This is a genomic window from Brachybacterium equifaecis (assembly GCF_023509525.1).
Lineage (GTDB): Bacteria > Actinomycetota > Actinomycetes > Actinomycetales > Dermabacteraceae > Brachybacterium > Brachybacterium equifaecis.
On the sequence record NZ_JAKNCJ010000002.1, the window covers coordinates 221,526 to 238,441 of the forward strand.

Consider the following 16,916-nt stretch of genomic DNA (forward strand, 5'->3'; position numbering starts at 1 on the left):
CGCCCGGGCACGGGGCGGCGCCGGTCAGCTGGACTGCGCGAAGGTGACCTGGAGGGAGAGGGTCTGGCCCTCGCGCACCACCGTGAGGGTGTGGGTCGAGCCGATCCCGAGGCTGCGCACCACGCCGGTGAGCGCCGAGGCCCCGCTGATCGGCACCCCGTCCAGGTCCGTGATCAGATCGCCGGCCTGCAGCCCCGCGGCCTCCGCCGCGGAGCCTGCGGTCACCTCTCGGATCTCGGCGCCCTGGAACGTGGCGGCGTTGGCCTGGGCGGTGCCGTTCTGCGCGTCCACACCGAGAAGAGCGTGGTCGGCCTCCCCCTTCTCCACGAGCTGGTCCACGATCAGCCTCACGGTGTTGGAGGGGATCGCGAAGCCCAGCCCGATGCTCCCGGCCTGCTGCGTGGTCGAGGAGGCGAAGCTCGCGATCGAGGAGTTGATGCCGATCACTGCGCCGCTCGCGTCCACCAGCGGCCCGCCGGAGTTGCCCGGGTTGATCGCCGCGTCGGTCTGGAGGGCCGACGTGTAGGCGGCGTCGGATCCGTCGGACTCCTCGCCCTGCGTGGCCACGGGCCTGTGGACGGCCGAGATGATGCCGGTGGTGACGGTGTTCTCGAGCCCCAGCGGAGTGCCCACGGCCATCACGCTCTGCCCCACGGTGACCTCGTCCGAGTCCCCGAGCGTCGCCGCGACGAGATCCGCGGGCGGGCTCTGCAGGCGCACGACCGCGAGGTCGGTGGTGGGATCGGTGCCGACGACATCGGCTTCGTACATGCGGCCGTCGGCCAGGGAGACGGTCACGCTCTGCGCTCCCGCGACGACGTGGTTGTTGGTGATGATCGTGCCGTCCTCGCGGTAGATCACCCCCGTCCCCTCGCCGGTGCGGCCGGCGGTGGTCACCTGGATCGCGACCGTGCTCGGGGAGATCTCGGCGGCGACCTGCTCCCATCCGGAGCTGGCCGCGTCGAGAGCGGCGGGGCTCGCGCTCGTCGCGGCGTCGACCTCGTCGGCGCCCGGCGAGGCGGTGCTCGATGGCGCCTGCGGGCCGGGTCCCGTCAGCTGGTCGTAGGCGACGACGCCGCCGAGCGTGAGGCCGCTGGACAGCAGCATCCCGCCGAGCACGAGCGCGCTCACTCCCGCCCAGCCCGGGCCGCGGCTCTCGCGCGGCGCGACCGGCGCCGGGCCGAGGCCGATCGGGGACGGGGCCTCGGCGGCTGGCGACTGGTGGGCAGTCGCCTGGTGGGGCGCGCCCCACCACTGCGGATCCTCGTGCGCGGGGCGCGCAGCGGCCTCGTCATCATGCTGATTCATGGGGGTCATTGCATCTCCTTCGCCCGCGAGGAGCGTTCGGGTGCGCTGGAGGAATCCTGGACGACCAGCAGGCGTCGGCCTCCGGTGCCGTCCGCCAGCGCGCGCGAGAGCGCGTCGGCGCCCTCGACTCGCAGGGCCTCCACGCCGAGCCCGCGAGCGACGGCGACGAGATCCGCCCCGTGCGGGGTCGTGAAGCAGCGCTCGAGCAGGGCCGGATCGGCCTGGCGGTGCTCGAGGGAGCTGAAGATCCGGCCGCCGCCGTCATCGACGACGACGATGTCGAGCGCCGGCTCCTGCTCGAGCGGCCCGACGACGAGGCCCGTGAGGTCGTGCAGGGCGGTGACGTCGCCGATCAGCAGGCGCACGCGGCCGGCAGCGGCAGCGCCGGGACGGCCCGGATCCGACATGCCCGCGGGCGTCGCAGCCTCTGCACCCGCGCGTGCGAGGGCGAGACCGCTGGCGGTGGAGATCAGGCCGTCGATCCCGGCGAGGCCGCGCGAGGCGAGGATCTCGCCGCGGGCGTCGCCCGCATGCTGCTCGAGGTCCCGGATCAGCGAGCTCGATCCCAGCACGAGGGCGTCGGCCTCCCCGGTCGCATCCCAGACGGCGAGCGCGGCGCGGGTCTGCCAGGGCAGAGCCTCCGTCTCGCGCGGCTGCTGCGCCGCGCGGGCGGCGCGGTGCCACTGCTCGAGGTACGCGGCGCGATCCTCGCGGTCGGCCTCGGTCGCCGCGGTGATCGCGGGGACGATGAGGTGAGCACGACGGGAGGGATCGGCCCAGGCGGCGCCGGGCGCGGGATCGACGATCACGATCTCGGTGCTCTCGGCTCCGAGCAGCGATCCGAGCACGGCGCGCGAGAGCGTCGGATGGCCGAAGACGATCGCCAGCTCCGGGCGCAGCGCCGCGAGGTCGCCGTCGGCCGCGGCGCTCATCACCGCGGAGAGCAGCGCCGGATAGCCGGGGATCGCGCAGTCGCCGCCGCGCGCGCCCGAGCTGGGCTCCGCGAACAGGGGCAGGCGATGGGCCTCGGCGAAGTCACGGGCGGCGCGGCCCGCCTGGTCCCCGGCGACGACGACCGTGCGGGAGCGCAGCGCGAGGGGGACGGCGGGAAGCGCCGGCGGCAGCGGGCGGTGCGCGAGCGGGATCCGGGGGGCGTCGGCGGGCTCCGAACCGCCTCCCGGCACCGCGCCGCCGGCGGGGACGAGGGGGTCGCGGAAGCCGAGGTTCACGTGCACCGGCCCGGGCAGCTCCGCGGCCGCGGCCGCGAACGCGCGCGCGAGGGTGCTGACGGCCGTGCGCAGCTCGACCTCGCTCGCCTGCGTGCGCGCGGGCGCCGGGAGGTCGGCGCTGAACCCCACCGCCGACCCGTACAGCCCCACCTGGTCGGCGGCCTGGTTCGCGCCGACGCCGCGCAGCTCGGCAGGGCGGTCCGCGGTGAGCACGAGCAGCGGGATCCGGCCGTGGTGCGCCTCGAGCACGGCCGCGTGCAGGTGCGCGGCGGCCGTGCCGGAGGTCGTGATGACGACGCCCGGCCGCGAGGGATCCGCGCGGGAGATGCCGAGGGCGGTGAAGGCCGCGGCGCGCTCGTCGATGCGCACGTGCACGCGCAGCACGCCGGCCACCTGCGGATCCTGCAGCGCGTAGACCAGCGGGGCGGAGCGCGAGCCGGGGCTCAGCACCACGTCGCGCACGCCGAGAGCGGCGAGCGCCCGCCAGATCGCGACGGCCTCGTCGACGGCGCCGGAGCCGGTGGGTTCGGGGGCCGGGATGCTGGAGGGCTGCATGGAGCCAAGGCTAGCTTCGGTCACGGAGATGGCCTCGGTTCTGGCCTGGATCGAGCCGATCCGTCGCAGGCTCTCAGCCGAGCAGGGCGGCGCACTCCTCGAGCCGCACCTGCCAGCGACGGGCCAGGTCGGCTCCTGCCGCATGGCGCTGGAGCAGGTCGTCGTCGGGCTCGGGCCGCTGCGCGGGGATCTCGCCGTTCTTCGCGCGCAATGGGGCGGTCACGAGGTCGCCGGTCAGCAGCACCCCGGTGGCGAGTCCGCAGGCGTGCTCGAGATCCGGGAGCGCGGCGGCGAGGGCGAGGCCGGCGCTCAGCCCGATGCTCGTCTCCAGGGCGCTGGAGACGATGACCGGAAGTCCTGCCTGCTCTGCGAGCTCGAGGCAGCGCTGCACCCCGCCGAGAGGCTGGACCTTCATCACCAGCAGATCCGCCGCGCCGGCCCGGGCGACGCGCAGCGGGTCCTCGGCGCGGCGCACGGACTCATCGGCGGCGAGGGGGACGGCGACCGCCCGGCGCACGGCGGCCATGTCCTCGAGCGAGGCGACGGGCTGCTCGACGTACTCGAGGCCCCCCGCTGCCGCATCGAGCAGCGGGATCGCGGCGATCGCCTCATCCCGGTCCCAAGCGCCGTTCGCATCGATCCGGATGCGGCCGCCCGGGCCCAGCGCGTCGCGCACCGCTTCCAGGCGCTCGGCGTCCTCGGCGAGAGTCGACCCGGGATCGGCGACCTTCACCTTCGCCGTGCTCGCCCCGCCCACGCGCGCGATGCGGTGGGCGAGTGCGGGCTGGATCACAGGGATGGTCGCGTTCACGGGCACCGTCTCGCGGACGGCGGCGGGGCGCGGGGCGGTGGCGTCGGCGAGCGCGGCGCGCAGCCAGGCGGAGGACTCCTGCGCGGCGTAGTCCCAGAACGGCGAGAACTCCGCCCAGCCCTCGGACCCGTGCAGGAGCACGCCGTCGCGCTCCTCGATGCCGCGGAAGCGCATGGTCATCGGGATGGTGAACGCGCAGGCGCGGTCGATGCCGAGCTCGCGCAGGGAGCTCGGGACTTCGAGGGCTCCGGGAGCAGAGGGGGCGGAGGGGGCTGTGCTCACGCGAGCGCAGCCTCGACGGCTCCGCGCAGATCAGCGGGCTCGGTGCGGGGGCTGAAGCGCTCGATCACCTGACCGTCGGCATCGAGGAGGAACTTCGCGAAGTTCCATTCGACGTCGGGCCCGTCGGCCCCGGGCTTCTCCTGCTCCATCCATGCCCACAGCGGGTGCGCATTCTCGCCGTTGACCTCGACCTTGGCGAGCACGGGGAAGGTCACGCCGTACTCGGTGCGGCAGAAGGTCACGGCCTCCTCGTCGGTGCCGGGCATCTGCCCGCCGAACTGGTCGCAGGGGAAGCCGATGATGCGCAGCCCGCGCTCCTCGTACTCCTCCTGGAGAGCCTGCAGCCCGTCGAGCTGCGGGGTGAGACCGCACTTGGAGGCCAGGTTCACCACCAGCGTCGCCTTCCCGGCGAGATCTGCGAGCGAGACCTCCTCGCCCTCGGCGGTGCGTGCGGTGAAGTGCTGCAGGCGGGTCATGGCGGGTCCTCTCGGAGGGGTGCGGATGCGGACAGGGTAGTCAGCCCAGCTGGCGGAAATCTCCGTGACCTCGAGCGCCCGGCCTCGGACAATGGGTCCTATGGCTCCTCCCCGCGGCACCGCCGATACCTTCTGGCAGCTGCGCCCAGTGCGCGACGATGCGGCTGAGGCCGCCGCGATCCTGGACGCCTTCGCGTCCGCCCCGGACATGGCGCGGCAGGGCGATGTCACCGATGCAGAGTCTGCCCGGACCTATCTGGCCTGGCTCACCGGCAAGGGGCAGGTCTCGACCGCTCTCGTCGATGGCGAGGACCGCATGGTCGGGCTCGTCGGCCTCGTCGTGGACGAGCAGAACCGCACGGGATGGATGCACTACTGGCTCCGCGCGGAGCATCGGGGAGCGGGGCTCATGGCCCGGGCTGCGGCGACCGTCGCGAACCGGGCGCTGCGTCCTGGCGAGGAGGGCGGCTTCGGGCTCGAGCGGCTCGAGCTCGGCCACCGGGTGAACAACCCCGCCTCCGGCGCGGTCGCCCGGGCGGCGGGTTTCGTCCACGAGGGCACGGAGCGGGCGAAGTTCCTCATCGACGGCGAGCGCATCGACGTGCTCACCTACGGGCGGCTGCGCGAGGATCCGGTGCCGGAGACTGCGGAGCTGCCGTGGCAGACGGGCAGTGGCGCTCCGCTCCCGTGAGCGGCCTCGGGCACCGGTCTCGTCTGTCGGCGCGGCCGCATACCCTGAACGCATGGCTGATGCACCCGCGCACGATGCGCGTCTCCCCCGCCAGGTCTCCGACACCTTCGACCCCTCGCGCTGGCGCGAGATCGGCGAGGCCGAGCTCGGGGGCCCCGCCTTCACCGACATCACCTACCACCGCGCCGTGGACCGCAGTGATCCGTCGGCCCCCCGGGATCTGCCGTGCGTGCGCATCGCCTTCGACCGGCCCGAGGTGCGCAACGCCTTCCGCCCGCACACGGTCGACGAGCTCTACCGGGCGATGGACCACGCGCGACTGGACACCGGTGTCGGCACGATTCTGCTGACGGGCAACGGCCCTGCGCCGAAGGACGGCGTGCACGCCTTCTGCTCGGGCGGCGATCAGCGCATCCGCGGCCGCTCCGGCTACCAGTACGCCGAGGGCGAGACAGCTTCCAGCGTGCAGCCCGGCCAGGCAGGGCGCCTGCACATCCTGGAGGTGCAGCGCCTGATCCGCACGATGGGCAAGGTCGTCATCGCGGTCGTCAACGGCTGGGCGGCCGGCGGCGGGCACTCCCTGCACGTCGTCGCCGACCTCTCGATCGCCTCGCGCGAGCACGCGCGCTTCAAGCAGACCGACGCGAACGTCGGCTCCTTCGACGGCGGCTACGGCTCCGCCTATCTCGCCAAGCAGGTCGGCCAGAAGCGCGCCCGCGAGATCTTCTTCCTCGCCGAGGAGTACTCCGCGCAGGACGCCTACGACTGGGGCGGGGTGAACCGGGTCGTCGATCACGCGGATCTCGAGGACGAGGCGCTCGCGATGGCGGCGACGATCGCGACGAAGTCCCCGCAGGCGATCCGCATGCTGAAGTTCGCCTTCAACCTCACCGACGACGGCCTCATGGGCCAGCAGGTCTTCGCCGGGGAGGCGACGCGCCTGGCCTACATGACCGACGAGGCCGTCGAGGGCCGCGATGCCTTCCTCGGCAAGCGCGACCCCGACTGGTCCGCCTTCCCGCACCCGCAGGGATGAGCGGCCCCGCCGAGATGGACGGGAACTGGCTGCGGCCGCAGCCCTGGGACGGCTCCCCCGCGTCTCTCGCCTCCCACATCGAGGCGATCGGCCACATGATGGCGGGCCGCGGCCGCGTGTGGCTCGGGCCGTTCGACCCGCCGGCTGAGCTCCCGCACGGCTTCGAGGGGACTGCGCTGGTGGTGCCGACGTCCGGCTCCACCGGTCGCGCGAAGGCCGTCGCCCATCTGCTGCGCACGCTGCTCGCCTCGCAGGATGCGACCGCCGCGCTCTTCGCGGCCGACGGCACCGCTCCGGATTCCGCAGGGCACGGCTTCTGGCTCCCCTTCCTGCCGCCGACGCACATCGCCGGCGTGCAGGTCATCGCTCGCGCGCACCGCGCGGCGCAGGTGCTCGGGCTGCCGCGCGCTCCCCTGCCGGAGCTGCTGCCGAACCTGTCCGCGCACTTCGACTCCGCCGCTTTCGTGCGCGTGGCGGTCCCCGCGCTCGAGGAGGCCTCGGCGCTGGGCCTGCCCGCTCTCACGTCGCTCGTGCCCACCCAGCTGCAGCGCATCGTCGCCGACGCCTCGGCCGACGGGCTGAGGGCCCGCCGCCTGCTCTCCCGCTTCGCCGCCGTGCTCGTCGGCGGCGCCGCGACCGCTCCGGACGTGCTGGGCCGTGCCCGCGCCGCTCGCGCGCGTGTGCGCACCACCTACGGCTCTTCCGAGACCGCGGGCGGCTGCGTCTACGACGGGCAGGCGCTGACGGGCGTGGAGCTGTCGGTGATCGACGCGATGACCCGGCTCCCGATGCCCAGCGGCGAGGGCCGCCTGCAGATCAGCGCCCCGAGCCTCGCCACCGGGTACCTGCTGCCGGACGGGTCCGCGGCGCCGCTGGACTGCGAGAGCGGCAGTGCGGATGGAAGCGGGGGCAGTGCGGGCACCCTCCTCACCTCCGACCTCGCGGAGATCTCGGCCGACGGCACGCTGCGGGTGATCGGCCGGGCCGATGACGTGATCGTCAGCGGCGGGAAGAAGATCGTCCCCCAGGACGTCGAGCGGGCGATCGAGCGCTCCCTCATGCTGCGCGGCGTCGTCACCGACGCGGTGGTCGTCGGCGTGCCGGACGCCGAGTGGGGCGAGCGCATCGAGGCGCTCGTCGTCGCGGACCCGTCGGCCCTCGCGGTGGAGGTCCCAGCGCTCGTGCGCGCGGCGCTGCGCACCACGCAGGTGCCCGCCCACGAGATCCCGCGCGCCGTGCACGTGGTCGAGGAGCTGCCGCGGCTGGGGATCGGTAAGGTGGATCGGTCCGCCGCCACCCGGATCGCCTCCGAGCGCTCCGGCCCTGCGCGAGACTGATCCTGCGAGCGGGATGCCCGCCTCCGGCTCCCGCGAGCCGATTCCGGCGGCGCCTGCCCGCTCCCTGCTGTCGAAAGGCTCCACCGTGGCCACGCTGTCCCAATGGGTCCAGGGCGCCCGTCCCCGCACCCTGCCCGCCGCCATCGCTCCCGTCGCCGCCGGCACGGGCGCCGCGATCTGGGACGCCGGGTTCGATGCCGGGATCGTGATCCCCCGGGCCCTGCTCGCCCTCGGCGTGTCCCTGGCCCTGCAGATCGGCGTCAACTTCGCCAACGACTACTCCGACGGCATCCGCGGCACGGACGACGACCGCGTCGGCCCCTTCCGCCTCACCGGGTCGAAAGCCGCATCCCCTGCTGCGGTGAAGCGCGCCGCGATCGGCTCCCTCGCGGTCGGCGGGCTGCTCGGGCTGATCCTCATCGCGATCGCCGGGATCTGGTGGACCCTGATCGTCGGCGCCGCGGCGATCGCCGCCGCCTGGTTCTACACCGGCGGGAAGAAGCCCTACGGCTACCTCGGCCTCGGTGAGCTGATGGTGCTGGTGTTCTTCGGCCTGGTCGCCGTGAACGGCACGGCCTACGCGATCACCGGGCGCATCACCTGGGTCTCGGTGCTCGCGTCGCTCGCGATCGGCCTGCTGGCGGTCGCGATCATGCTGACGAACAACCTGCGCGACCTCCCCAAGGACGCTCTGGTCGGCAAGAACACCCTGCCCGTGCGTCTCGGGGATCGCGGCACGCGGCTGCTGTATGCGGCGTGCGTGCTGGTGCCGTTCGTGCTCGCGCTCGTGATCGCGGTCGTCCAGTGGCCGGTGCTCATCGTGCTGCTCGCCCTGCCGCTCGCCATCATCCCGCTGCGGATCGTGCGGGGCGGCGCGCAGGGCCTCGAGCTGATCCCGGTGCTCGGCGCGACCGGGCGCCTCGAGCTGGTGTACTCGCTGCTCTTGCTGATCGGCCTGACGGTCTGAGAGGTTCTTCCGGGCTCAGCCCCGGGGCTCGTCCAGGAGGGAATCCTCCTCGTCGGCGTCCTCATCGCGCACGGGGCCGCGGCGCGCGCGGCGGGCCTCGTCGGCCTCCTGCAGACGCAGCGCAGCGCGGCGGCGCGGGCGATCCAGCAGCAGGAACGAGAGCATCATCGCGATCAGCACCGCGAGCACCCCGCCCAGCAGCATCCCGAATCCCAGCTGCATCAGCACCCACCACAGTGCCAGCAGGATCACGACGCGCAGCAGGGAGTAGAGGAGGAGGTCTCGCATCGCTCCAGCGTAGTGGGCGCGGCTGACGGTCCCAGGCGGGCGGGGAATACTGCCGGGCATGTCAGCCCACCGTCTCCCCGCCACCCCGCCGCTGGACCTCTCCGCCCTGGTGGAGCGGCGCCCGAGCGCCGAGGTGCAGGAGTTCCTGCGCGCGCTCGCCGGCCCCGGGGCCGAGGGTGAGAGCGCGGCCGACGTCATGCGGCGCCTGCAGCGCCAGGTGCGGGATTTCCTCCTGGAGTACAAGTTCGGCCTCGATGAGGTCGCCACGAAGGTCGGCATCCTGCGCGAGCAGTTCGACGCCACCGCCGCCATCTCCCCCATCGAGCACGTGAAGACCCGCGTGAAGTCCCCGGAGTCCCTGAGCCGCAAGGTGGCCGCCCGCGGGCTCCCCGGTGATCTCGACCAGATCCGCGCGCAGGTGCGGGACATCGCCGGAGTGCGCATCACCTGCCCGTACGTCGCCGACGTGCGGCTGGTCGCCGCGGCCCTCGAGCGCCAGGGCGATCTCACTGTGCTCGAGGTCAAGGACTACATCGCCTCTCCCAAGCCCAACGGCTACCGCTCCCTGCACCTGATCGTCGAGGTGCCAGTGTTCCTCGCCGACCGCACCGTGCAGGTGCCGGTGGAGATCCAGATCCGCACGATCGCCATGGACTTCTGGGCGAGCGCCGAGCACGAGCTGCGCTACAAGTTCGACGGCCGCGTGCCGGAGGAGCACTCCCGCATCATGGTCGAGATCGCCGAGACGGCCTGCGCGCTGGACGACCAGATGTCCGAGCTGCGGCGCGTGCTGCTGACCTGAGCGGGGCGGCTCGTCCGCGCGCGGGGTGAGCATGCCGCACGGAGGGCCGACGGCCGCGCGCGCATCAGCGCGCTCCCACGCGCCGTCCGTAGACTCCGGCCATGCTGCGCGCCGTCCTCGCCATCGCCTCCATCGCCCTGACGATCTTCGCCCTGGCCGACTGCATCCAGAGCCGCGACGAGCAGGTGCGCGGGATCCCCAAGTGGGCCTGGATCATCCTCATCGTGCTCGTGCCCTGGATCGGGCCGATCACCTGGCTGCTGATCGGCAAGGATCGGGAGGCCGGCGCCGGGGGCTCGTACGACTCCCCCTACGGCGCGGCCGGGATGCGCCCCGGCCAGAGCGCTTCGGGAGGTCCGCTGCGCCGGGGCGGCCGCTCCGGCGGATCCGCCCGCTCGCGCCGACAGGGCCCGCTCGCGCCCGACGAGGACCCCGAGTTCCTGCGCAAGCTCGACGAGGACATCCGCCGCGAGCGCCGCGCGAAGGCAGCCCAGGAGGCAGCGGACTCGGCGGACACCGCCGACGGCGCGACCGGCGCCTCCGAGGATCCGGCCACGGGCGAGGACCTGCGGCCCGAGGTTCCGGGCGTCGGCGAGCACCCGCGGCCCGAGGACCCGGACGCCGCTCCCCCGTCGGCGCCCCGCGGCTGAATCCCGCTCCCCCGGGGCCGCCCCGGCACTGACCAGCGGGCCAGCCGCTTCCCGGCGGGGCCTCGCGGCTGAGTCCCCGGCTCGGGCGCAGTCCCGGCCCACCTGATCCGAGCGCTCCGCCGGAACTCCGACTCCGCCAGACCTGCCCCGGTACGCTCCCCTCATGACGGCCACCTCGCACACCATCCCCACCGATTCCGGCGACCTCCCGGGACTGCTCTGGCTGCCCGCGGATGCACCCGCGGCCCAGGAGAGCGGCGATCTGCCCGGGATCGTGGTCCTGCAGGAGATCTTCGGGCTGTCGGACTACGTGCAGCAGCGCTGCCAGGACCTCGCGGATCTCGGGTACGCCGTCCTCGCCCCGCAGCTCTTCGCGCGGCTGGAGCCTCCGGTCGTCGGAATCCTCGACCCGGAGACCAGCCCCGCTTCGGCCCCGGGAGACCTCACCGGGGAGGATGACGAGGCCTTCCAGGACTGGCTGCAGGACGGAATGGACCTCACCTCCCAGCTCCCCTGGGGCCGCGCGGAGGCCGATGCCCTCGCGGCCCTGGAGGCCCTGCGCGAGCTGGGGCAGGTCGATGCGGAGCGGGTCGCGCTGATGGGCTTCTGCTACGGCGGCGGTCTCGCCTTCTCAGCGGCCGTCCGCGCCGCGCGCGAGGGCCGGGCGCCCCGGGCGCTCGTCAGCTTCTACGGCTCGGCGCTGCCGGGGCTGCTGGAGCTCGCCCCCGAGGTCGAGGTGCCGAGCTTCCACGCCTTCGGCACCGCCGACGCATTCATCCCGCTGGAGCAGGTGGAGCAGATCCGCGAGGCCGTCACCGCCGGTGGGAAGCGCGAACAGGTGCGCTTCGAGCTCTACGAGGGAGCGGGTCACGCCTTCGACAACCCGCACCCCGGCCTCCACCACCCGGTCGCCTCGCGCGAGGCCTGGGCCGATGCGACCGCGTTCCTGCGGGAGACGCTCCGAGGCTGAGGCTGGCACCCGTCCCACGTGCCTCCCTCCCGCAGGGCACCCGTCCCACGTGCCTCGCGCGGCGGCGCCCGTCCCACGTGCCTCCCTCCCGCAGGGCGCCCGTCCCGCGTGCTGAACTCTGGCGGCGGCTCCAGCAGAAAGCTCGGTGTGAGAGCCGGTGACGTGGACTGGTCCACGTGACCGGCCCTCACACCGAGGACTTTGCCGGCCGGCTGGCCGGCGAGGCGCGCCTGGCCGACCGGGGCGCGCCGACCGGCCAGGCGCGTCTGGTTGGACCTGGCGCGCCAGGTTGGGCCAGGGGCGGAGGAGACTCGGCCTGAGAAGTCGGCGCACTCACGTTCCACTGGTGGAACGTGAGTGCGCCGACTCAGTGGAAGGTGGGCAGCCGCGCCCGGGGTGCAGCCGGCGGGTGCCGACCAGCCGGACCTCCTCAGCGGCTCACAGCCCCGAGTAGGAGTGCAGCCCGTTGATCCAGAGGTTCACCACGGTGTAGTTGATGACCACGCACGCGAAGCCGGCGAGGGCGAACCAGGCGGCCTTGCTGCCGCGGAAGCCGCGGGTCGCGCGGGCGTGCAGGTAGCAGGCGTAGACGACCCAGATCACGAAGGTCCACACCTCTTTGGGGTCCCAGTTCCAGTAGCGGCCCCAGGCGTCGTTCGCCCAGACGGCGCCGAAGATCAGCGTGAACGTCCAGCACACGAAGGCGAGCGCGTGGATGCGGAAGCAGAGGGCCTCCAGCGCCGTGGCACCGGGGAGGCGGGAGAGCACCGCGCCCGCGCGGCCCCAGGCCTGGGGGCGGGTCTCGCCTGCAGCGTGCTGGGCGGCGAGGGTGCGCTCGTGGCGCGCCTGGACGAGCTGGAGCACGGCGATCAGCGCGCCGAGCCCCGAGAGGGCCGTGGCGATGATCGCGATGCCCACGTGGATCACGACCCAGTACGAGTTCTGAAGGCTGGGGGTGAGCTCGGCAGCCGGCAGGATCCAGGCCGTCTGCGCGATCAGCATCAGCACGAGCACCGGCAGGATCACGAACGTGCCGAGCAGGCGCAGGTCCTTCCGGCGGATCGCGAACAGCAGGAACACCACGACGATCATCGCGCTCGACGTCATCGAGAACTCGTACATGTTGCCCCACGGCACGCGCTGGGTCGCGATGCCGCGCAGCACCATCGCGCCTACGTGGAGCACCGCGCCGATCGCGGCCATCACGAAGCCGAAGCCGCGCGCGGTCAGAGCGCCCGCCGGGCGGGCATCTCCCTCGGCGCCGCGTCCGTCCGCGATCCCGTCGGCCGCAGGGCCGCTGTCGCGGCTCTCGAGCGCCGACGCGCGCTCGTCGTCGTCGGCCGCGAAGGAGCCGCCTCCCGCCCCGGCCTCCGCCCCGCCCCCGGCCCCGATCGCCGGAGCACCCGCGCCGACGGGCACGCGCGCTGCCTCGCGCGAGCGCAGGCGAGCGTCGCTGCGGCGCTGGGAGACCCCGGAGAGGTCGGCCCCGAAGCCGATCAGCGCGAGGACGTACAGCACGACCGTCAGGATGATCAGGAGGTTCGAGAACTCCGCGAGCTGCTGGTTGATCACTGGGTGGGTCCTTCACGAGTCGTGCCGGGAGCGGCGGGAGGAGCGGGATCTGCAGGGCGAGACGGCGTCGAGGGCACCTGCGCGGACGCCTCCGAGGGCGCTTCCGGCCGGGCGGTCGGCGGCGCGGCGGGCGGCGCGCCGAGCTTCTCGGCGAGAGCGCGCACATCGCCCTCGAGAGCATCATCGTCGCTGCGGGCGAGACCTGCCACCTCCAGGACCGCGCCGCCGCCGGCCAGGGGCGTCGCGCGCACCCAGACCCGGCGCCGCGGGATGAACAGCGACAGGATGAGGCCGCCCGCGGCGGAGAGCGCCGAGATCAGCGTGAACACCTGGAACGGGTCGTGCTTGATGTCGAAGGCGGCGTAGCGGCGCACCCCGTCGAAGCTCACGGAGGAGCCGTCGGGCAGATCCGCCTGCTGGCCGGGGGCGAGGCGCAGCAGCGACTGCGTGCCGCTCGCGTCGGTGACGGGCGTCAGCGAGCTGACGTCGATCTGGTAGGCGTTCTGCGGGATCCCCTCGTCGAGTCCGAGGTCGCCGGTGTAGACGGTGAGCGCGAGCTGCGGGTCGATCAGGGCCGGGAACTGCGAGTGCGGGCCCTTCTCGTCGATCACGCCCGTCGGCAGGAAGAAGCCGACCACGGCCATCTGCTGCGGCTTCGCGTCGGGCGCCTTGAGGACGAGGGCGGAGGTGTAGCCCATGTCGCCCGAGGGGATCGTGATGATCGGGCCCTGCGCGACGACGTTCCCCTCGGGGTCGCGCACGGTGATCTCGGGGGCGTAGCCGTTGCCGAGCAGGAACATCGACTGGCCGCCGATGTGCAGGGGCTCGTTGACCCGGAGGGTCTGCGCGAAGGTGCCGGTCTCGGGGGAGGTGGCGGTGACGTCGGCCTCGAAGAGCAGGGGCTGGCCGAAGCGGTGCTCGTTGGGCGTCGTGTCGAACTCGGCGCGGAACTCGTCCAGGGTGAACTGGAACGGGGGCAGCTCCCCCGGCTTGTACCAGGCGCCCGACTCGAAGGAGTCGTACTGCGTCAGGGAGTTCGAGAACCCGGCGCCCTCGATGACCGTGATCTGCCCGCGGTACTGCGTGAGCCCGCCGCCGGCGACGCCCACGAGCACCCCGAGCAGGGCGACGTGGAAGATCAGGTTGCCGGTCTCGCGCAGGTAGCCGCGCTCCGCCGTGACCGAGCGCGCGCCCGCCCCTTCCTCCAGGGCGTCGGTGCGGTACCTGCCGCGGCGCAGGGTGCGCCGGGCCTGCTCGGCGATCGCGTCGGCGTCGGCCGACGGCAGCTCGACGCGCGTGTACCCGGTGAAGCGGGTGAGCCGCGCGGGGGTGCGCGGGGGGCGCGAGCGGATCTGGCGCAGGTGCACCAGCAGGCGCGGGATCACGCAGCCCACGAGCGAGACGAACAGCAGCAGGTAGATCGCCGAGAACCACGGCGAGGAGAACACGTCGAACAGGCCGACGGCGTCCATGATCTCGGCGGTGCGGCCGTGCTCTGCGATGTACGCCTCGGTGATCTGCGCGTTCACATTGCGCTGCGGGTACACCGAGCCGGGGATCGCGGCGATCGCGAGCAGCATCAGCAGCAGCAGGGCGGTCTGCATGCTCGTCAGCTGCCGCCACAGGAACAGCGCCATCCCCTTTGCGCCGAGCGCGGGCAGGGTCGCGGAGGAGCGCTGCGGGGCCTGGCGATCGTCGGCCGAGCTCAGGCTCTGAGAGCCGGTCTCGCCCCGCCCCTGCTCGCTGCGCCGGCTCTTGCGGGAGTCCTCTCGCGCCATCACACCACCGTCTCGAACGTGCCGAGGCTCGACTGGATCTGCATCATCCAGGCGCTCCACTGGCCCGTCAGCAGCAGCACCCCGATCACGATCAGCAGGGCACCGCTGAGCACGGAGATCGTGCGGCGGTGCCGGGCGAGGAAGCGGCTCGCGCCCAGCGCCTTCTGGAACAGCAGCGCGAACAGGACGAACGGGATGCCCAGTCCGAGGGAGTAGGCGAGCGCGAGGATCGCGCCGCGCAGGGGCGAGGCGCCGTCGAGCGAGAGGGCGAGGACCGCGGCATACGTCGGCCCGATGCAGGGAGTCCAGGAGAACCCGAACACCATGCCCATGAGCGGAGCGCCCCACAGTCCCGCGTCGGGGAGCGTGCGGATGCGCTTCTCGCCGCTGAGGCCCGGGATGACGCCGAGGAAGATCAGGCCCATCGCGATCACGAGCGCCCCGGAGATGCGGTTCACCCACACGGCGTGGGCCTGCAGCAGATGGCCGAAGGCGCCGACGAACCCGCCGAGCACGACGAACACCGCGGCGAGGCCCGCGACGAACAGCACCGCCCCGAGCGCCATGCGCCCGCTGCCGGCGACGCGGCGCGCGGTGGACAGCGCGGCCCGGTCGGCCTTCGCGCCGCCCTTGCCCTTCCCGCCGCCTCCGGCGAGGGGGCCGACGGCGCGCGTGGATGCGCCCTGCCCGTCCCCGCCCGCGAGGCCGGACACGTAGCCGAGGTATCCGGGCACGACGGGCAGCACGCAGGGCGAGACGAAGGCGACGATCCCCGCGGCGGCGGCCACGGCGATCGCGACCCACAGCGAGCCCGAGAGCACGGTGGCCGAGAAGATCTGCCCGATGTCCACGCCGTTCACTCCGCCAGGACCGTGTCGATCATGGCGCGCAGGATCGAGGGGTCGGCCGCGCCGGAGACGCGCGCCGCCACGCGGCCCTCGCGGTCGAGCACGAGGGTGGAGGGCACCGCGTTCGGCGCGACCTGCCCGCGCATCGCGTACATGATCTGCGCATCCGGATCCGGCAGCGACGGATAGGGGATGCCGTAGTTCTGCTCGAAGGCCTGGGCGGGGCCGGCCTCGTCGCGCACGTTGACGCCGATGAGCTGCACGCCCTCGTCGGCGTAGTCCTCGGCGATGGCCTTCAGGTCCGGAGCCTCCTTGCGGCAGGGCGCGCAGGCGGCGTACCAGACGTTCACCACGAGCACGTTCCCGCGGGCGTCCGCGGAGCTGAACTCGGTGCCGTCGTAGGTCGTGCCGGAGAAGTCGAGGGGCTCGGAGCGGTCGGCTGCGGGGATCTCGGTGGTGACGCCGTCGCCGGCCACGAAGCCCGAGTCGTAGCGGTCCGAGGTGTCGGTGCCGCAGGCGGCGAGGGCGAGGGCCGCGGCGGTCGCGGCGCCGGCCCCGAGGAGCCCGCGGCGCGAGAAGGGGCTGTGCGAGAGAGGGCCGCGCGCGGCGGGCGGGAGCGCGGCCGTCATACGAGCTTCCCGCCCGTCGCGTCGGTCGCCTCGGCATACAGGGCGGCGGCGGGCTCGGCATAGTCCAGGCCGACGATCCGGTCGCCGACGAACCGCAGGCTCGTCACCGAGCACAGCCGGCACTGGCGGCGGCGCGGGTCGTGCACCAGCGGGCGGCCCTCGGCGGAGAGGCGCGTCAGCCAGATCGGGAGCTGGTGCAGCACGAGCACGGCCTCGCGGCCCTCGGCCTCGGCGCGCGCGTCGTGCACGGCGCTGATCACGCGGGCGACCTGCTCGCGGTAGGGCTCGCCCCAGGAGGGGCGGAAGGGGTTCGCGAAGTAGCGCCAGTTGCGCGGATCGGTGAAGCGCGCGGAGCCGTGGCCCATGCGCTGGCCCTCGAAGTGGTTGCGGGACTCGATCAGGCGCTCGTCGGTGCTGATGGGGAGGTCATGGGCCGCGGCGATCGGGGCGGCGGTCTCCTCGGCGCGCAGCAGCGGCGAGCAGCGAACGAGCGCGATGTCGCGCGGGGCGAGGTGGTCTGCCGCGAGCTGCGCCATGGCGCGGCCGCGCTCGCTGAGGTGGTACCCCGGCAGGCGGCCGTAGAGGATCTTCTCGGGGTTCTGCACCTCGCCGTGGCGCACCAGGTGGACGATGGTGGAGCTCATGGGTGCGAGACCTCCGCACGTCGAGGGCCGGTTCGAGGGCCGG

Annotated in this window: 17 protein-coding genes; 7 read left to right on the top strand and 10 right to left on the bottom strand. The window is 73.5% G+C overall.

Annotation, left to right across the window (positions count from 1 at the left end):
* Positions 1 to 24: 24 nt before the first annotated feature.
* The 4 genes from Bequi_RS05480 to Bequi_RS05495 form a co-directional block, all read right to left on the bottom strand.
* Positions 25 to 1,317: a S1C family serine protease gene (locus tag Bequi_RS05480; protein ID WP_249736956.1), complete on the bottom strand. Its 1,293-nt coding sequence runs from the start codon at positions 1,315 to 1,317 to the stop codon at positions 25 to 27.
* Positions 1,314 to 3,092 carry a 2-succinyl-5-enolpyruvyl-6-hydroxy-3-cyclohexene-1-carboxylic-acid synthase gene (menD, locus tag Bequi_RS05485; protein ID WP_249736957.1) on the bottom strand — a complete coding sequence of 593 codons (1,779 nt, stop codon included), beginning with the start codon at positions 3,090 to 3,092 and terminating at the stop codon, positions 1,314 to 1,316. The genes Bequi_RS05480 and menD overlap by 4 nt, the downstream gene beginning before the upstream one ends.
* Before the next feature lie 73 nt (positions 3,093 to 3,165).
* Positions 3,166 to 4,185, bottom strand: a complete 1,020-nt coding sequence (locus Bequi_RS05490) for an o-succinylbenzoate synthase (protein ID WP_249736958.1) — start codon at positions 4,183 to 4,185, stop codon at positions 3,166 to 3,168.
* On the bottom strand, positions 4,182 to 4,661 hold the full coding sequence (locus tag Bequi_RS05495; RefSeq protein ID WP_249736959.1) for a glutathione peroxidase: 480 nt from the start codon (positions 4,659 to 4,661) through the stop codon (positions 4,182 to 4,184). The genes Bequi_RS05490 and Bequi_RS05495 overlap by 4 nt, the downstream gene beginning before the upstream one ends.
* Positions 4,662 to 4,761: 100 nt before the next feature.
* On the opposite strand from Bequi_RS05495, the gene Bequi_RS05500 reads away from it, so the two are divergent.
* The 4 genes from Bequi_RS05500 (at position 4,762) to Bequi_RS05515 (ending at position 8,692) form a co-directional block, all read left to right on the top strand.
* The gene (locus tag Bequi_RS05500; RefSeq protein ID WP_249736960.1) at positions 4,762 to 5,352 is read left to right on the top strand and encodes a GNAT family N-acetyltransferase; all 591 of its coding nucleotides are present in this window, start codon (positions 4,762 to 4,764) and stop codon (positions 5,350 to 5,352) included.
* Between the two features lie 52 nt (positions 5,353 to 5,404).
* A complete protein-coding gene (locus Bequi_RS05505; RefSeq protein ID WP_249736961.1) occupies positions 5,405 to 6,388 on the top strand; it encodes a 1,4-dihydroxy-2-naphthoyl-CoA synthase in 984 nt (327 codons plus the stop codon).
* Positions 6,385 to 7,725 (top strand): AMP-binding protein, encoded by a 1,341-nt coding sequence (locus Bequi_RS05510; protein ID WP_249736962.1) that lies wholly within the window; start codon positions 6,385 to 6,387, stop codon positions 7,723 to 7,725. The genes Bequi_RS05505 and Bequi_RS05510 overlap by 4 nt, the downstream gene beginning before the upstream one ends.
* Before the next feature lie 85 nt (positions 7,726 to 7,810).
* Positions 7,811 to 8,692, top strand: a complete 882-nt coding sequence (locus tag Bequi_RS05515; protein WP_249736963.1) for a 1,4-dihydroxy-2-naphthoate polyprenyltransferase — start codon at positions 7,811 to 7,813, stop codon at positions 8,690 to 8,692.
* Between the two features lie 15 nt (positions 8,693 to 8,707).
* On the opposite strand, the gene Bequi_RS05520 is transcribed toward Bequi_RS05515, so the two are convergent.
* A complete protein-coding gene (locus Bequi_RS05520) occupies positions 8,708 to 8,980 on the bottom strand; it encodes a DUF4229 domain-containing protein (RefSeq protein ID WP_249736964.1) in 273 nt (90 codons plus the stop codon).
* A gap of 58 nt (positions 8,981 to 9,038) precedes the next feature.
* Between Bequi_RS05520 and Bequi_RS05525 the strand changes: the two genes are divergently transcribed.
* The 3 genes from Bequi_RS05525 to Bequi_RS05535 all read left to right on the top strand — a co-directional run bounded on the left by Bequi_RS05525 (position 9,039) and on the right by Bequi_RS05535 (position 11,402).
* Positions 9,039 to 9,782, top strand: a complete 744-nt coding sequence (locus Bequi_RS05525; RefSeq protein ID WP_249736965.1) for a GTP pyrophosphokinase — start codon at positions 9,039 to 9,041, stop codon at positions 9,780 to 9,782.
* Positions 9,783 to 9,883: 101 nt separating this feature from the next.
* On the top strand, positions 9,884 to 10,432 hold the full coding sequence (locus Bequi_RS05530) for a PLD nuclease N-terminal domain-containing protein (protein ID WP_249736966.1): 549 nt from the start codon (positions 9,884 to 9,886) through the stop codon (positions 10,430 to 10,432).
* Positions 10,433 to 10,595: 163 nt separating this feature from the next.
* Positions 10,596 to 11,402: a dienelactone hydrolase family protein gene (locus Bequi_RS05535; RefSeq protein ID WP_249736967.1), complete on the top strand. Its 807-nt coding sequence runs from the start codon at positions 10,596 to 10,598 to the stop codon at positions 11,400 to 11,402.
* Between the two features lie 438 nt (positions 11,403 to 11,840).
* On the opposite strand, the gene ccsB is transcribed toward Bequi_RS05535, so the two are convergent.
* The 5 genes from ccsB to Bequi_RS05560 are packed head-to-tail and all read right to left on the bottom strand — an operon-like array spanning position 11,841 to position 16,873.
* A complete protein-coding gene (ccsB, locus tag Bequi_RS05540; RefSeq protein WP_249736968.1) occupies positions 11,841 to 12,974 on the bottom strand; it encodes a c-type cytochrome biogenesis protein CcsB in 1,134 nt (377 codons plus the stop codon).
* Positions 12,971 to 14,752, bottom strand: coding sequence for a cytochrome c biogenesis protein ResB (resB, locus tag Bequi_RS05545; protein ID WP_249736969.1), 1,782 nt, complete (start codon positions 14,750 to 14,752; stop codon positions 12,971 to 12,973). The genes ccsB and resB overlap by 4 nt, the downstream gene beginning before the upstream one ends.
* Positions 14,752 to 15,597 (bottom strand): cytochrome c biogenesis CcdA family protein, encoded by an 846-nt coding sequence (locus Bequi_RS05550; protein WP_430623100.1) that lies wholly within the window; start codon positions 15,595 to 15,597, stop codon positions 14,752 to 14,754. The genes resB and Bequi_RS05550 overlap by 1 nt, the downstream gene beginning before the upstream one ends.
* 11 nt (positions 15,598 to 15,608) lie before the next feature.
* Entirely contained in the window at positions 15,609 to 16,229 is a 621-nt protein-coding gene (locus Bequi_RS05555; protein WP_249736971.1) for a TlpA family protein disulfide reductase, read from the bottom strand.
* Positions 16,226 to 16,873, bottom strand: a complete 648-nt coding sequence (locus Bequi_RS05560) for a histidine phosphatase family protein (RefSeq protein ID WP_249736972.1) — start codon at positions 16,871 to 16,873, stop codon at positions 16,226 to 16,228. The genes Bequi_RS05555 and Bequi_RS05560 overlap by 4 nt, the downstream gene beginning before the upstream one ends.
* Positions 16,874 to 16,916 lie beyond the last annotated feature (43 nt).

Coding starts and splice junctions, on each gene's coding strand:
- Bequi_RS05480 (WP_249736956.1), bottom strand. CDS start 1,317: ATGACCCCCATGAATCAGCATGATGACGAGGCCGCTGCGCGCCCCGCG.
- menD (WP_249736957.1), bottom strand. CDS start 3,092: ATGCAGCCCTCCAGCATCCCGGCCCCCGAACCCACCGGCTCCGGCGCC.
- Bequi_RS05495 (WP_249736959.1), bottom strand. CDS start 4,661: ATGACCCGCCTGCAGCACTTCACCGCACGCACCGCCGAGGGCGAGGAG.
- Bequi_RS05500 (WP_249736960.1), top strand. CDS start 4,762: ATGGCTCCTCCCCGCGGCACCGCCGATACCTTCTGGCAGCTGCGCCCA.
- Bequi_RS05505 (WP_249736961.1), top strand. CDS start 5,405: ATGGCTGATGCACCCGCGCACGATGCGCGTCTCCCCCGCCAGGTCTCC.
- Bequi_RS05510 (WP_249736962.1), top strand. CDS start 6,385: ATGAGCGGCCCCGCCGAGATGGACGGGAACTGGCTGCGGCCGCAGCCC.
- Bequi_RS05520 (WP_249736964.1), bottom strand. CDS start 8,980: ATGCGAGACCTCCTCCTCTACTCCCTGCTGCGCGTCGTGATCCTGCTG.
- Bequi_RS05525 (WP_249736965.1), top strand. CDS start 9,039: ATGTCAGCCCACCGTCTCCCCGCCACCCCGCCGCTGGACCTCTCCGCC.
- Bequi_RS05530 (WP_249736966.1), top strand. CDS start 9,884: ATGCTGCGCGCCGTCCTCGCCATCGCCTCCATCGCCCTGACGATCTTC.
- Bequi_RS05535 (WP_249736967.1), top strand. CDS start 10,596: ATGACGGCCACCTCGCACACCATCCCCACCGATTCCGGCGACCTCCCG.
- resB (WP_249736969.1), bottom strand. CDS start 14,752: ATGGCGCGAGAGGACTCCCGCAAGAGCCGGCGCAGCGAGCAGGGGCGG.
- Bequi_RS05555 (WP_249736971.1), bottom strand. CDS start 16,229: ATGACGGCCGCGCTCCCGCCCGCCGCGCGCGGCCCTCTCTCGCACAGC.
- Bequi_RS05560 (WP_249736972.1), bottom strand. CDS start 16,873: ATGAGCTCCACCATCGTCCACCTGGTGCGCCACGGCGAGGTGCAGAAC.